The sequence below is a fragment of the Pontibacter sp. E15-1 genome (assembly GCF_022601975.1).
GTDB lineage: Bacteria > Bacteroidota > Bacteroidia > Cytophagales > Hymenobacteraceae > Pontibacter.
This window is the reverse complement of record NZ_JAKVIR010000006.1, coordinates 98,097-112,661: the sequence shown is the minus strand read 5'-3', so window position 1 is coordinate 112,661 and position 14,565 is coordinate 98,097. Positions and strand designations below refer to the sequence as shown.

9 protein-coding genes are annotated in these 14,565 nt (G+C 55.0%); 6 read left to right on the top strand and 3 right to left on the bottom strand.

Translation table 11 applies throughout. The features are described from left to right. Positions 1-260 precede the first annotated feature (260 nt). Genes nuoI through MKJ04_RS05730 form a run of 6 tightly spaced genes read left to right on the top strand, consistent with a single transcriptional unit; the run spans position 261 to position 6,748 of the window. On the top strand, positions 261-776 hold the full coding sequence (nuoI, locus tag MKJ04_RS05755) for an NADH-quinone oxidoreductase subunit NuoI (protein WP_241640143.1): 516 nt from the start codon (positions 261-263) through the stop codon (positions 774-776). 6 nt (positions 777-782) lie between these two features. Further along, on the top strand, positions 783-1,319 hold the full coding sequence (nuoJ, locus tag MKJ04_RS05750) for an NADH-quinone oxidoreductase subunit J (protein WP_241640139.1): 537 nt from the start codon (positions 783-785) through the stop codon (positions 1,317-1,319). After that, positions 1,316-1,624, top strand: coding sequence for an NADH-quinone oxidoreductase subunit NuoK (gene nuoK, locus MKJ04_RS05745; protein ID WP_241640137.1), 309 nt, complete (start codon positions 1,316-1,318; stop codon positions 1,622-1,624). The genes nuoJ and nuoK overlap by 4 nt, the downstream gene beginning before the upstream one ends. Before the next feature lie 5 nt (positions 1,625-1,629). Further along, positions 1,630-3,516: an NADH-quinone oxidoreductase subunit L gene (gene nuoL, locus MKJ04_RS05740; RefSeq protein WP_241640135.1), complete on the top strand. Its 1,887-nt coding sequence runs from the start codon at positions 1,630-1,632 to the stop codon at positions 3,514-3,516. Next, on the top strand, positions 3,513-5,291 hold the full coding sequence (gene nuoM / locus MKJ04_RS05735) for an NADH-quinone oxidoreductase subunit M (protein WP_241640129.1): 1,779 nt from the start codon (positions 3,513-3,515) through the stop codon (positions 5,289-5,291). Before nuoL ends, nuoM begins: the two co-directional genes overlap by 4 nt. Next, positions 5,288-6,748: an NADH-quinone oxidoreductase subunit N gene (locus MKJ04_RS05730; protein ID WP_241640126.1), complete on the top strand. Its 1,461-nt coding sequence runs from the start codon at positions 5,288-5,290 to the stop codon at positions 6,746-6,748. The genes nuoM and MKJ04_RS05730 overlap by 4 nt, the downstream gene beginning before the upstream one ends. A 213-nt stretch (positions 6,749-6,961) precedes the next feature. Here MKJ04_RS05730 and MKJ04_RS05725 read toward each other — a convergent pair whose 3' ends face one another. The 3 genes from MKJ04_RS05725 to MKJ04_RS05715 form a co-directional block, all read right to left on the bottom strand. Next, the gene (locus tag MKJ04_RS05725; RefSeq protein ID WP_241640124.1) at positions 6,962-9,640 is read right to left on the bottom strand and encodes an MGH1-like glycoside hydrolase domain-containing protein; all 2,679 of its coding nucleotides are present in this window, start codon (positions 9,638-9,640) and stop codon (positions 6,962-6,964) included. Between the two features lie 656 nt (positions 9,641-10,296). After that, complete coding sequence (locus MKJ04_RS05720; RefSeq protein WP_241640122.1) at positions 10,297-11,679, bottom strand: DUF6351 family protein; 1,383 nt, start codon at positions 11,677-11,679, stop codon at positions 10,297-10,299. Positions 11,680-12,198: 519 nt separating this feature from the next. Beyond that, a complete protein-coding gene (locus tag MKJ04_RS05715; RefSeq protein ID WP_241640120.1) occupies positions 12,199-14,376 on the bottom strand; it encodes a glycoside hydrolase family 97 protein in 2,178 nt (725 codons plus the stop codon). Between the last annotated feature and the right edge of the window lie 189 nt (positions 14,377-14,565).

Below are 14,565 nucleotides of genomic sequence, written 5' to 3'. Positions count from 1 at the left end.
GGGAAGGTTTTCAGGATAGCTTAAGTAGTTGAAAGTAATCATATATCAAATGCCCAGACTACGGAGCAAAAAAGAAGAAAGAGTAAAAAGACTCCCCTCCTTAGACAAGGAGGGGGCAGGGGGTGGTTGGACCCGGCACTGATTACAACTGTTATCTCTATCAGCGTGAGAAATCTGAAACCAAAATCACCCAGATTCCTCCTACTGTCTAAGGTGACAGATAACAAGATAAAGGAACCCTATAACGAAAGGAGCTAGCTATGTTTAGTTTGTTGCGCAGTATGTGGCTCACGTTTCTGCACGCATTTCATAAGCGAGAAACCATTCTGTACCCCGAGGAAAAGCCCTTCCTACCCACGCGCTGGCGGGGCCGCATCGTACTGACGCGCGACCCGGATGGCGGCGAGCGCTGCGTGGCCTGCAACCTCTGCGCCGTGGCCTGCCCCGTGGACTGTATCGCGCTGCAAGCCACCGAAGATGAGACCGGCCGCCGCTACCCCGATTTTTTCCGGATAAACTTCTCGCGCTGCATCTTCTGCGGCTACTGCGAGGACGCCTGCCCGACCTACGCCATCCAGCTTATACCTGACTTTGAGATGGGTGAGTATAACCGCCAGAATCTGGTGTATGAGAAAAAGGATTTGCTGATCAACAGCGAGGGCAAGTACCCAGGGTATAACTACTACAAAGTAGCAGGTATGGCCATTGGGGGCAAAGGAAAAGGCGAGGCCGAGAACGAATCCCCGCCAGTAGACATCAAAAGTTTAATCCCCTAAACGCCTATGGAACTCACATTTTACATCGCCGCAGCGGTGGCCATACTCTCCACCATCATGGTCATCACGCGCTACAACATGATTCATGCGCTGCTCTACCTCGTGGTGTCCTTCATGTCCGTGTCCGTGGTGTTCTTCACGCTGGGTGCCCCGTTTATGGCCGCCCTGGAGATCATCATTTACGCCGGGGCCATCGTGGTGCTCATCATCTTCGTGATCATGATGCTGAACATGACCAAAGAGGATATACAGCGCGAAAAGGAATGGCTGAAGCCCTCGGTATGGGTGGGGCCCGCCATGCTCTCCGCCATTTTACTGGCTGAGCTGGTCCATATTCTGACCACCTCGAACCCCGCACAAACAGAGGCGCTAGTAGCCGTGGATGCAAAGCTGGTGGGCCTGGCGCTGTTCGGGCCATACCTGCTGGGCGTGCAGTTATGCGGCATCCTGCTGATGGCGGGCATTGTGGGCGCTTACCATCTGGGCAGGCAGAAGAAAAAAGTCATCCACCGGTTTTTACAGGAAAGGAGCGCAGCCGCATGAGCACCGCATCCATGGAAGCCGCCCTCTTGCTGGCAGGTATACTTTTTATGCTGGGCCTGCTCAGTGTGCTTATTCGCCGCAACATCATCTTTATGCTGATTTCGGTGGAGATCATGCTGAACGCCGCCGGGCTTGCCTTTATCGTGGCGGGCACGCGCTGGGTGCAACCCGATGGCCAGGTGATGTTCATCTTCATCCTGACCATGGCTGCCGCCGAGGTATCGGTGGGCCTCGCGCTCATCATGCAGATCTATCACCAACTCAAGACGCTCGACAGCGACGCGGCTAATGTTATGAAAGGATAAACGCTATGGCAGATCTACTTTGGTTAATTCCCGCCCTCCCCTTTTTAGGCGCCGTGCTCCTGGTGCTCTTCGGCACGAAACTCCCGCGCACGGTGGCCGGGCTCGTCGGGGTGGGCAGCGTAGGCATTTCAGCACTGGTCACGATTATTTTGGGGATGGATTTCCTGGCTACCCGACCGGCTTTTTACCAGCAGGAGGTATGGCAGTGGTTTAGCGTGGCGGGGTTTAGTCCGTCTATTGGCTTTCACCTCGATGCGCTCTCGCTGGTCTTCATTTTCGTGATCACCTTCGTGGGTTTTCTCATCCACCTCTACTCCACCGCCTACATGGCCGACGAGGCCGACTTCTCGCGCTTTTTCGCCTGTATGAATTTGTTTGTGGGCTCGATGCTGGTGCTGGTGATGGCCGATAATCTGCTGCTTTTATACCTCGGCTGGGAGGGCGTGGGCCTGTGCAGCTACCTTCTGATCGGGTTCTGGTATAAAGAGCCAGCCAACGGGTATGCCGCCCGAAAAGCCTTTATCATCACCCGCGTGGGCGACACGGCGATGGCCATCGGGCTATTCATGCTTTTCCAGCTTTTCGGCACGCTCAACATCCAAAGCATCCTCTCGGATGCGCCGCAGGTATGGCCGGTGGGTGCCGAGGGGGCTTTGCTGGTAGCGCTGCTGCTCTTGGGCGGTGCGGTGGGTAAGTCGGGGCAATTGCCGCTGCAAACCTGGCTCCCTGATGCCATGGCCGGACCAACGCCTGTTTCGGCGCTCATACATGCCGCCACCATGGTTACGGCCGGGGTATACCTGATCACGCGCATGTTTGTCATTTTTGAGTTGGCACCGGTGGCGCAACTAACCGTCGCTATTATCGGTGCCGTAACCTTGCTGATTGCGGGTTTCTCGGCCCTCACCCAGTATGATCTGAAGCGCGTGCTCGCCTACTCCACCATCAGCCAGATCGGGTATATGTTCCTGGCGCTGGGCGTGGGGGCCTGGTCGGCGGGCATCTTCCATTTCATGATCCATGCCTTTTTCAAGGCGCTGCTTTTCCTCTGTGCCGGGGCCATTATTCTGGCATTGCACCACGAGCAGGACATGCGCAAAATGGGCGGCCTGCGCCACAAAATGCCTGTCGTGTTCTGGACTTTCCTGATTGGGGCGGCCTCGCTGGCGGCACTGCCTATTATCACCGCCGGTTTCTACAGCAAAGACCAGATCCTGTGGTATGCGCTGGCGGGGGAGAACGGCAATATCTGGCTCTACGCGGCCGGACTTGCTGGCGCATTTCTCACATCGATTTATACCTTCCGGATGGTGTTCCTCACGTTTTATGGCGAAAGTAAAACGCACCTGGAGCACCCGCCGGGCAGGCGCATCACCATACCGCTCATCATACTGGCTGTGCTGTCGCTGGTGGGTGGCTTTATCGAGTTGCCGCATAATTTCGGGCACGTCGTGCTGTTCTCCGACCTGCTGGCCCCGGTGCTGCCCGGCATCTCGGCTAGCGAGGTGCTGGCGGCAAACGAGTGGCTGTTCCAGTTGCTGGCGGCGGTAGTTTCGTTGGGCGGCGTGTTTGTGGCATACCTCTTCTATATCAAAAGCCCGCACCTGCTGCACAGCCTCGAGCGCTCCCCTGCCGCTATGCGCCTCCACCGTTTCTGGTTTTCGGGCTGGGGATTCGATGCGCTGTACGATAACCTGCTCGTGCGGCCCTATGTGTTTTTCTCCAACCTCAACAAGCGCGACATCATCGACAGCTTTTATACCGGCCTTGCCCGCATGGCCGAGGGCTTCCATGTGATATTCTCCCAGACCCAAAGCGGGATGCTGCGCAACTACGTGATGGGCATTGTGGTGGGCGCGATCATGATACTAACCATAAGTCTACTGCTATGATACTGCTCTGGATGATCGTGCTCCTGATGGCTGGCGGATTGCTGGCGTGGCTCTCTAAGAAGTGGCACCCCGTGCTGCCCCGCTGGATCGCGCTCTTCGCCCTCCTTACCGATTTGGCGCTTGCCGTATGGATCTGGCTCAGCACGCCAGCCGCCACGCTGGGTACTTCGCCCTGGCTCATCCGCCTCGAAATCCCCTGGATTCCGCAGTGGGGCGTGGGCTTCTCGATGGCACTGGACGGGTTGAGTCTGCTGATGCTGATGCTCACGTTCTTCCTGGGGATACTGGCTGTGCTGATTTCCTGGCGCGAGATTACCACCAAAACGGGCTTCTTCCACTTCAATCTGCTGTGGGTGCTGGCCGGTATCACGGGCGTGTTCCTCACCATGGACCTGTTCCTGTTTTACTTTTTCTGGGAGGTGATGCTTATCCCGATGTACTTCCTGATCGGGGTATGGGGGCACGCCAACCGCAATTACGCCGCCTATAAATTCTTCATCTTCACGCAGGCATCCGGGCTGCTCATGTTGCTGTCCATACTCGGTTTATACTTCATCCATGGTAGCCAGACGGGCACGTATACCTTCAACTATTTTGAGTTGCTGAACACGCCGCTGGCCCCGCTGGCGGCACGCCTGCTGATGTTTGGCTTCCTGGCTGCCTTCTTGGTCAAGTTGCCCGTGGTACCGTTCCATTCCTGGCTGCCCGACGCGCACTCCGAAGCGCCCACCGCAGGCAGCGTGATTCTGGCCGGGCTGCTGCTGAAGACCGGGGCCTATGGCCTGCTGCGTTTCGTGCTGCCTCTCTTCCCGACGGCTGCAGTGGAGTTTGCGCCCTGGGCGATGCTGCTCGGGGTAGTTGGCATTATCTACGGCGCGATTCTGGCTTTCTCCCAAACCGACCTGAAACGGCTGGTGGCCTATACCAGTGTGAGCCACATGGGCTTCGTGATTCTGGGCGTGTTTGCCTTTAACGAGTGGGCGCTGCAGGGCGTGGTGATGCAGATGATTGCCCACGGCCTCAGCACGGGCGCGCTCTTCATCATCGCCGGTTTTCTTTACGAGCGCCTCCATACCCGCGACATCCGGCAGATGGGTGGCTTCTGGGCAAAGGCACCGAAAATGGGCGTGATCGCGCTGGTCTTCGTCATGGCCTCGCTCGGACTACCCGGCCTGGGCAACTTCATCGCCGAGTTCCTGACGCTGGTGGGCTCCTGGCAGGCCAACAACTGGCTCACGGTGTTTGCCACCACCGGCCTGGTACTTGCCACGGTATACTCGCTGCGCATCATGCAAAAGGTGTTCTACGAGTCCGCCCCCACCGATCGCCCGTTCCCGGACTTGAATACCCGCGAGATGTTGATTGCCGTTCCGATGGTTGTCATGATTCTCTGGCTCGGTTTATACCCACAGCCGGTTCTGGATACCGCCCGCCCCGCCTTGATAAAGCAACTGGAAGCCTATACGCCGCTGCCAGAACAGCAGATAGAGGTTGCCTTAAATGTGATTCCAGTTGATAGTAATTTCACCAAAGCGATGGTATGGCCATCCACAAGTAATAGCCAAAAGTCCCCCTTGGGGATAGGGGCCCTCGACAAAGAAGGGGGCAGGGGGATGAAAGGCCGGCAGGAAAACATGAAAGCCTATCCTCAAAATACTTACCCTCAAAATACATTGCTCACTGATGTAAACATCCCCCTTACCCCCTTCAAAGGGGGACTTAAAACTTCAAAGGGGGACTTAAAAATGATTAGGAAAATAAAGCCCCGACCATGACCCAGAATGATTTTTTACACCTGATGCCACTGCTCATCCTCACTTTTGCGGCACTCATCATCATGCTGGTGATCGCGGCGTGGCGCAACCACAAAATCATATATGCCATCACGGCCATCTCGTTTGTGGCGGCTTTCCTGTCGTTGTATGAGTTGCAGGACGTGCAGGCGTATGCCATCGCGCCCCTGTTTGTGATCGATGGGTTTGCGGTGTTTTACATTGGCCTGATCCTGCTTGCCTCGCTGCTCATCAGCATGCTTTCTTATGCCTATTTCGAGCAGCGCGAAGAGCAGAAGGAGGAGTATTACATCCTGCTTATCCTGTCGTCGCTCGGCGCCTGTACGCTCGTCATCAGCACGCACTTTGCCTCGCTGTTTTTGGGTCTGGAGGTGTTGAGCGTAGCCCTGTATACCCTGATCGCCTACCTCCGCTCCCGGGAGCGCTCCGACGAGGCCGGGATCAAGTACCTCATTCTGGCCGCTTTCTCCTCTGCTTTCCTCCTCTTTGGCATGGCCCTGGTTTACTTCAGCACCGGCACCATGACCTTTAGCGGTATCGCCGCTGCCATGGCTGGTTTTCAGGAGTTGCCGCTGTTGCTGCTCACCGGGTTCGGACTGATGATCATCGGCATCGGGTTTAAACTGAGCGTAGTGCCCTTCCATATGTGGACACCCGATGTGTATGAAGGCGCGCCAGCCCCCGTTTCGGCATTCATCGCCACCGTATCCAAAGGCGGCGTGCTGGGGCTGCTGATCCGTTTCTTTATGGAGGTGGATGGTTTCCGATATCCTGTCCTGATGCTGATCTTCACGATCGTGGCCATCGCCTCGATGTTTGCCGGCAACCTGCTGGCGCTGATGCAGCAAAACGTGAAGCGCATTCTGGCCTACTCCTCCATCTCGCACCTGGGTTACCTGCTGGTGGCTTTCCTGGCTGGCAACCAGATGGGCGTGGAGGCGGTCACTTTTTACCTTGTGGCCTATTTTATCACCACGGTGGGAGCCTTCGGGGTTGTGGCGATGCTGTCTGACAAAGAGCGCGACGCCGAGCTGATGGACGATTACCGCGGCCTGCTCTGGCGCCGCCCCTGGACGGCGACAGTCTTCACGGCCATGCTGCTCTCGCTGGCGGGCATTCCACTGACGGCGGGTTTTGTAGGCAAGTTTTATATCCTGGCGGCGGGCGTGAACACGCAGCTCTGGCTACTGGTGGTCATGCTCGTCCTGAACAGTGTAATCGGTTTATACTACTACATTAAGATCATCGCGGTAATGTTTCAGCAGACCGAGGCCGGGCAGGAGCCACTCCAGAAACTGCGCCCGTCTATTCTGTTTGCCAGCGTGGGCACGCTCTCTCTACTCGTGCTGCTGTTGGTGGGCATCGGCGTTTACCCTACGGCGCTTGTCTCGCTCATCAGCAGCATGCTCGAAACCTTCCATCCCGTGGCCCTGCGATAACCCTGCACACACTACCAGCCAGGCAAGCTTAATCTTCCAACGCCTCCGGCCCTGAGCGGCTATTTCATACCCTGCCCTGATGTGCTGCGCCCGGTATAGATAGCTCGGTTGCCGGGATGGCGCTACCCTAAAAAAGGCCTCCCTGCCCCGGCTGTGAAGTAACAGCTAGGGCAGGGAGGCCTTGTAATCAACACAAGTTACAGTTGGCTTTCCTTAGAAAACGCCGGCGTCGGCTGTCTCCATCTGGCGCTTCAGGTCTTCAAACTCGCTGGCGTCATAGTCTTCCATTTCCAGCAGCAGGTTCGCCACCAGGGCGGTCCAGCCGGTTTGGTGGGAGGCGCCCAGCCCCTGGCCGGTATCCCCGTGGAAGAACTCATAGAAGTGGTGATGGCTCCGGAAGTGCTCATCTTCGGCATATTGGGCATGGTCGGGGTGGTATTGGTACTTGCCGTTCTCATCCCGCTCAAAAATGCGCAGCAGTCGCTTGGTCAGCTCATTCGCAATCTCTTTCAAGTTCAGCTTGTTGTCCGTTCCTGTCGGGAAATCGAACCTGTAGTCATCTCCGAAATACTTGTGGTACTTGCGCAGCGACTGGATGATCAGGTAATTCAGCGGCAGCCAGATAGGGCCTCTCCAGTTGGAGTTGCCGCCAAACATAGGGCTGGAGCTTTCGCCAGGCTCATACTGGATGGTATGGTGGCTGCCGTTGTGCCCAAACTGGAACGGGTTCTCCTCATGAAACTTAGACAGGGAGCGTATACCGAAGTCCGACAAAAACTCCTTCTCGTCCAGCATGCGCCGCAGCAGGTGGTCGAGGCGGAAGCCGCGCATGATCGAGAACAGGTAGTTGCCGTCCTTGCTCTTCTCTTCGATATCCGAAATAAGCTGGCCCATTTCAGGGCGGGTGCGGATAATGCTGACGGCCCGTATCTTAAACTCAAGCATCCGGTCAAACAGGCTGCTGTCAATCACCTCTACGGCCATCAGCGGGATGATCCCTACCAGCGAACGTACACGCAGCCGCTCGCTTGTGCCGTTTTCATACTGCACTGCGTCGTAGTAAAAGTTATCCTGATCGTCCCAGAGCGAGATATCTGTTTTACCGATGTGGTGCATGGCCTTGCCGATGTTGAGGAAGTGGCGGAAGAATTTAGCCGCCGATTCCTCGTAGGACCTGTTTTGTTGCGCCAGCTCCAGCGACATGCGCAGCATGTTCAGCGAATACATGGCCATCCAGCTAGTGGCATCGGCCTGTTGCATTTTCTTGATGCCGGTCGGCAAATGGCTCCTGTCGAAAACGCCGATGTTGTCCAGGCCAAGGAAGCCTCCCTCAAATAGGTCAGTGCCGTTCGCGTCTTTCTGGTTCACCCACCAGGTAAAGTTCATTAGCAGCTTCTGGAAAGCACGCTCCAAAAAGTCATAGTCAGGGATGCCAGTCTTCTTTTTGTCTGCCTCATACACTTGCCATACCCCCCAGGCATGCACCGGCGGGTTCACGTCGCTGAAGTTCCACTCATACGCCGGGATCTGGCCGTTGGGGTGCATGTAATACTCCCGTAGCATCAGCTGCATCTGGTGCTTGGCAAAGTCCGGGTCTACGTGCACCAGCGTGGTGGCATGGAAGGCAAGATCCCAGGCGGCGAACCACGGGTACTCCCATTTGTCGGGCATCGAGATGATGTGGCGGCAGGTCAGGTGCTGCCAATCCAAGTTGCGTTTCAGGTTGCGGTCCGGCGACTGCTCATGCGACTCCCCGAAGTGCCATTTATACATGTCGAGGTAGTAGAACTGCTTGGTCCAGATCATACCGGCAAAGGCATTGCGGGCCAAACCGGCGTGCTCCTTGGTCAGCTTTGCCGGCAGCAGATTTTTGTAGTAATCGTCTGTATCAGATTTCCGCAGATCAAATACGCTGTCATACCCCATCCAGGGGTCTTGCAGCTTCTTGTTGCTCAGGCGCACTCTAAAGGTCGCATGGCCTCCTGCCGGAATCTCCTCCTGCATCCAGATGGCGGCCTTGGTGCCTACTTTGTCCGGGTTCACGGTGTCTTGCCTGTGCAGCACATGGTTGTTGATGCCGTCCTTCACATAAGGGAAATCGTTTTCCCGGTGATGGATGCGCTGGTTGTTGGTTTCGTTTTCGCAGAAAAGCTGCTCCCCTCCCTGATGGTACATGTAAAAGCGCCCGTTACGGTCAGAGCTCGTCCGGATGCAATCGTCGGAGGGGGCTGACATGTTGGGCCGGGTATAGCGCGAGTTGTGCTTCCAGTAGTTGCGGAACCACAGGTGCGGCAAAACGTGGATGGTGGATGCCTCCGGACCGCGGTTATACACCGTGATCTTCATCAGGATGTCATTGGAGTCGGCTTTGGCGCACTCGATGTAGATGTCAAAATAACGGTTTTCGTGAAAGGCGGCTGTGTCCAGAATCTCAAACTCCGGCTGATGGCGTCCCCGGCGGTTCTTCTCCACCAGCTCCTGATACGGAAACTCCCCCTGCGGATATTTGTACAGGAACTTGGTATAGGAGTGCGTGGGCGAAGCGTCGAGGTGATAGTAGAGCTCCTTCACATCCTCGCCGTGGTTGCCTTGCCCGTTGGTGAGCCCGAAAAGCCGCTCTTTCAGGATCGTGTCTTTCCCGTTCCAGAAGGCCGGGGCAAGGCAAAGAATCTGCTGGTAGTCGCAGAAGCCGGCAATGCCCTCGTCGCCCCAGCGGTAGGCGTTGCTTTGGGCCAAGTCGTGCGAGATATACCGCCAGGCTTCTCCGTCCGGGCTATAGTCTTCCCGCACGGTTCCCCACTGGCGGTCCGACATGTAGGTGCCCCATTTCTTCCAGGTTCTGTTACTCGTAGAGAGCGCCAGGCGCTCCTCCTCTGTTGTATATCTATGCATACGCGTAAACTCAATCGTGTCACGCTGGCAAATAGCCGGCGCGTGTTAAAAAAATAAGTGTCTATCGTGGTGCGACCATGTGTGTAGAAGCAGCTAATAGTAGATTTAGGAGCACGTTAAATTTCTCAAAGGTAACATGTCAACCGGTACTGGTGCTATTTTTAAAGGAGTAAATATTTGCTCAGGTCCATACCCAAATCTAAACGTATCCACTTGTTTTGCAAAGCCTTAAAGCCGGGCTTTAACTTAGGATTTCCAGACAACTTATCCTCAGATAAATACTATAAAAAACACAATAGCAGATAACACCTTAAAATACTCCAATCTATTATGACTTTATTAGCCACGCAAGAAATTAACTAACATTTTAATAAAAATTTATTTAAATCACAATCATCTACTCCCTAAAATTACAAACATAGCTTAATTGGCGTATTTACACTTACAATTCCCTGATACCAAAATATTTATATTATAACCCCTCTACGAGTAAAACGTTCAAAACAGATTTCCTTTTATAGCAAAAGCCTCGCTGCACCTCCCTCGCAGGCATTTTTTATTGTTCTTATGAGCAACGGGGGTATAGCACAAACAGGCTGGCCCTGCCGCATGGTGCGGCAGGGCCAGCCTGTTTGTGTATGGAGAAGATGGGGTTGTCAGTCCGATGTAACGGAACGCACGATGCGTCCCTCGGCGTCGCTGGCTTTGGCGAAAAGCGCTTGCCCCTGCACCTTGAAGGCAAGCGTGGTAAAGCTCAGCATAATTTCCTGCTCGATAAACGCACAATGGCCATACCGTGACACTGGTATCTGTGTGAAGTAGTGGCTTTTCCCCTGATATATGGTTTTCGCATGGTATATCGGCATGTTCCAGAACAGGACGATGGGGTCTTTGGTAGTATGAGCGCTCACCAATGGCCTGGCCAGGTCACCGCTGGTTTCATAGTTCTCGCGTATGGTCCGGAGCGCGGCTTTGTCTCCGGAAAAACGCTGCACACGCAGGTTCAGCCGAAGGTCTTCCCGGAAGTTGCCCGTACCAAAGTATACCTGCTTTGTGTTGTCGAATGGCTGCCCTCCAAGCACGCGCTGCGCGTTCTCGGTGTACAGCACGTCATAGGTCAGCACCCCGATTACCGTTTCGGCAATGGTGGCAGGATTGTCTGGGTCGAATGGCGCCAGGGCTGTTTTCAGAAGCTTGATAGTGGCATTGGGGTTCTGGTTGATGGCCTGCAGCACCAGCGGCACATACTTGCTCTCCCAGTTTTGCTGTAGCTCCAACGGGATGTGGATGGCATTGCCTGGCAGCACCCCCGGAAAGTAATAATCGAAGAGCACTCGGAAGTTGCCATAATAATTCACCTGCCCCTGAAAATACCCGCACGGGCCGCACAAAGACAAGCCGCCGTCAAACAGTGCCGGATAGCGCTCCAAAGCGAGCGTGGTAATGATGCCTCCCTGCGAGCCGCCCGTCAGGTAAGTGTGTTTCGGTTCGCCATACTGCGCTATAAACTTTGCGCGCAACGCAAGCATGTTGTCAATGCCGGTGAGGATAGCAATGCCGTTTCGGTCGAAACTAGTGGTGGCAAAGGCAAACCCGATACTGGTGAAGAGCGGCATATAGGCCGTCACCTCGTCCGGTAAACTCAGGGGCAGAAACGCGGGCACATAGCCGTGCGCGTACAGTATTAACTCGCCGTTCCAGAGGGCAGGTACGCAGATCTGGATGATTTCCCCAGAAGGCAACACCTCCTCGCTACAGGTGACTTGCGCAGTCGCCCCATCCACCGTCGTCACCGTCTTGACGCTGGTGAGGACACCTTTGTTTTCAGCCGCTTCCTTTCCGCTGCCGGGCGCTGGCCCCATATCTGGCGTGCTATCGCACCGCGAGAACAAGAGCAGCATACACAGCAGGCATGTATTGGCACTAAGTGATTTCAGAAGCCTCCGTTTTATACCCCACCTGCGGGCCAGAGTTACCCAAAGCGTTGCCGTAGCGCCGGACACGCCAGTAGCAAATGACAAATTGTAGCGCGTTTCCATAGGCGTTAATCTTTTGAAATGATAAATTATGTAAGCCGAATCGGTAATGGCAGGAAGTATGAAGCAGCAGATAGGGCAAGCAAAAAGCCGCAAAGGAATTTGTAGGTGAGGACAGGTAATTTATGCTTTATACGCTAATGAATATTATTAATCAAATTTAAAATTAGTTTTTTTAGGTATAAGTATTTTTATATGCCTTTTCCGTCTCTGTTTAGAGGCCCCATACCTACTGGGTCAACATGTAGCTTCCAGCGATTATCAGGCTTATTTATACCCCCTTGAGGAAGAGATTTGCCTGGAACGCCATACTTTCTCCGCTGGGAGGCGCTTGTGGCCTTAACCTGTTTTTTAGTTGAAGAAGAATAGATGAAGCGGCAGTGGAAGGGGGTTATAGGTATGGAGGGAAATAGGGGTATAACTGCTCTACCAAAAGCAAAAACCTGCACTGACAAGATCGCGTCAGTGCAGGTTTTGGATATACCAGCCGCTTGGAGGGCCGGATAATTGCGTTACAAAAGCTTATAGTTTTTTCAGGCCTTTCAGGTCCGACTTGCTGCCTTCTCTGATGCTGACGGCAACACCGCCACCGGGAGCCAAACGCTGCTTCAGCACGCTTTTAGACGTCACGATCACCTTGCGGATCTCGTAGCTCTGCGGCTTCTTGTTCCAGCTGGCGTCTTTACCATCTGCGTAGATGGTAGCAAGGTACTGCTCACCCTTCGGCAGGTAATCGAACGAGATGGTGGCCGTACGGGCATTCTCGTCCGTCACGCCGCCCACATACCATTCGTTCTTGCCTTTCGCCTTGCGGGCAATCGTCACGTAGTCGCCTGGCTCTGCCTCCAGCACCCAGGTATCATCCCAATCCACGGCCACATCCTTGATAAACTGGAACGCGTCCGGGAAGCGGTTGTAGTTCTCTGGCAGGTCGGCGGCCATTTGCAGCGGGCTATACATGGTCACGTAGTAGGCCAGTTGCTTTACCAGCGTCGTGTTCACGCGCTGGTTGCCAGTGCCGTAGTAAGACAGGTCGGTCTGGAAGATTCCCGGCGTGTAGTCCATCGGGCCACCCATCAGGCGCGTGAACGGCAGGATGGTGGTATGCTCGGGGGCCAGGCCGCCCATCGCCTCAAACTCGGTGCCGCGGGCAGACTCCTGCGCAAACCAGTTCGGGTAAGTGCGGTGCAGGCCCGTTGGGCGCACGGCCTCGTGGCTGTTGATCATGATCTTGTACTTGGCGGCGGTTTCGGCCACGTGGATGTAATGGTTTACCATCCACTGCCCGTCGTGGTGCTCGCCGCGCGGGATAATCTTGCCCACATAGCCGGTCTTCACGGCGTTGTAGCCATTGTCCACCATAAACTGGAAGGCACGGTCGAGGTGGCGCTCGTAGTTGGTGGCGGCACCGGATGTTTCGTGGTGCATGATGAGCTTCACGCCCTTGGAAGCGGCATACTGGTTCAGCTGCTTCACGTTAAAGTCAGGGTATGGCGTCACGAAGTCGAACACTTCCTCTTTCCAGTTGCCGAACCAGTCCTCCCAGCCCACGTTCCAGCCTTCCACCAACACGCCGTCAAAGCCATTGGCTGCGGCAAAGTCGATGTGCTTCTTCACGTTTTCATTCGTGGCGCCGTGGCGTCCGCTTGGTGTCAGCTTCGTGAAATCCTGGTCCAGCTTCACGTTGGTTTCGGTGCCGTAGGCCCAGGTGCTCTTGCCTGCCACAAAGTACTCCCACCACACGCCAATGTACTTCATCGGCTTGATCCAGGACACATCCTCGTAGGCAGTCGGCTCGTTCAGGTTCAGGATGAGTTTGGAGGCCAGGATGTCGGTGGCTTTGTCGCTCACCACAATCGTGCGCCAGGGGGTATGCGCGTCGGTCTGCAGGTAGGCTTTGTTTCCCACGGCGTCCGGCACCAGGTGCGCGCTCATCTTATATGTTTTCGGGTCTACGTTCAGCTGCATGGCCGGGTAGTTCTCCAGCGCCGCCTCATGTATGTTAATATACAGCCCGTCGGAGGACTTCATCATCGATGGCGTCTGCACCGCCAGGGTCTTGATCGGGGTCTGGGCGTGCACATCAATGGTGGCCTTTTCCACTAACTGCGGTATCTCCGAGATTTTGGAGGTGGTATAGGCATACTCGTTCGTGTCGTAGTCGCCCGGAATCCAGAAAATCTTATGGTCTCCGGCCAGGTTGAACTCGGTGTGTTCGTCCTGCACAACAAAGTACTTCAGCTCCTGCTGCTTCGGGAACTCATAGCGGAAGCCCAGGCCGTCGTTAAACAGCCGGAAGCGGATACGGATCAGGCGGTCTTTCTGCTCTTTCTGGGTCAGGGTAACCAGCAACTCGTTGTAGTTGTTGCGGATGGTTTTCTGCTCGCCCCACACCGGGTCCCAGGTGTCGTTCACGGAGTTTTGCTTCGAATCTGAGATAGTGAATCCCTCCAGAAAAGAAGGAACATCCTTTGTCTCCACGCCCAGCTTACTTGCCTTGATCACGGGCTTCTTCTTGTAAGTCAGTTGGTAGGAAGGGGTTCCGTTGTCCGTCAGCTCAAACGTAAGCGTCAGGTTTTTGTCTGGGGAGGTGATGACCTGCGCATACAGCAACGGGGCGAAGCCGAAGAAGCAAAGGAACAAAAGCAGCCGCTTGCCAGGGCCGGAGAGATGGGGTACTCGTTTTTTTTCTGGTTGCATGTAAGGTAGCGTTATTTGATAGACTTGGTGCAAGGTGCCTGCAACAAGCAAGCCATACTTTTATAAAATTTTTGTAAAAGTACACTTTTTTGGCCGCATTTGCCATTGCCCTGGCAAACCCAAAGAACAGGCTGTCATGGCATGTCGTAACTGGCGCCATGCGGCTCAGCCTATACTCGGGACAGGTCA

Bases quoted from the DNA above. Each gene is read 5' to 3' on its own strand.
- MKJ04_RS05715 (WP_241640120.1), bottom strand. From the start codon at position 14,376: ATGCAACCAGAAAAAAAACGAGTACCCCATCTCTCCGGCCCTGGCAAG.
- MKJ04_RS05730 (WP_241640126.1), top strand. From the start codon at position 5,288: ATGACCCAGAATGATTTTTTACACCTGATGCCACTGCTCATCCTCACT.
- nuoJ (WP_241640139.1), top strand. From the start codon at position 783: ATGGAACTCACATTTTACATCGCCGCAGCGGTGGCCATACTCTCCACC.
- nuoM (WP_241640129.1), top strand. From the start codon at position 3,513: ATGATACTGCTCTGGATGATCGTGCTCCTGATGGCTGGCGGATTGCTG.
- MKJ04_RS05720 (WP_241640122.1), bottom strand. From the start codon at position 11,679: ATGGAAACGCGCTACAATTTGTCATTTGCTACTGGCGTGTCCGGCGCT.
- nuoL (WP_241640135.1), top strand. From the start codon at position 1,630: ATGGCAGATCTACTTTGGTTAATTCCCGCCCTCCCCTTTTTAGGCGCC.
- nuoK (WP_241640137.1), top strand. From the start codon at position 1,316: ATGAGCACCGCATCCATGGAAGCCGCCCTCTTGCTGGCAGGTATACTT.
- nuoI (WP_241640143.1), top strand. From the start codon at position 261: ATGTTTAGTTTGTTGCGCAGTATGTGGCTCACGTTTCTGCACGCATTT.
- MKJ04_RS05725 (WP_241640124.1), bottom strand. From the start codon at position 9,640: ATGCATAGATATACAACAGAGGAGGAGCGCCTGGCGCTCTCTACGAGT.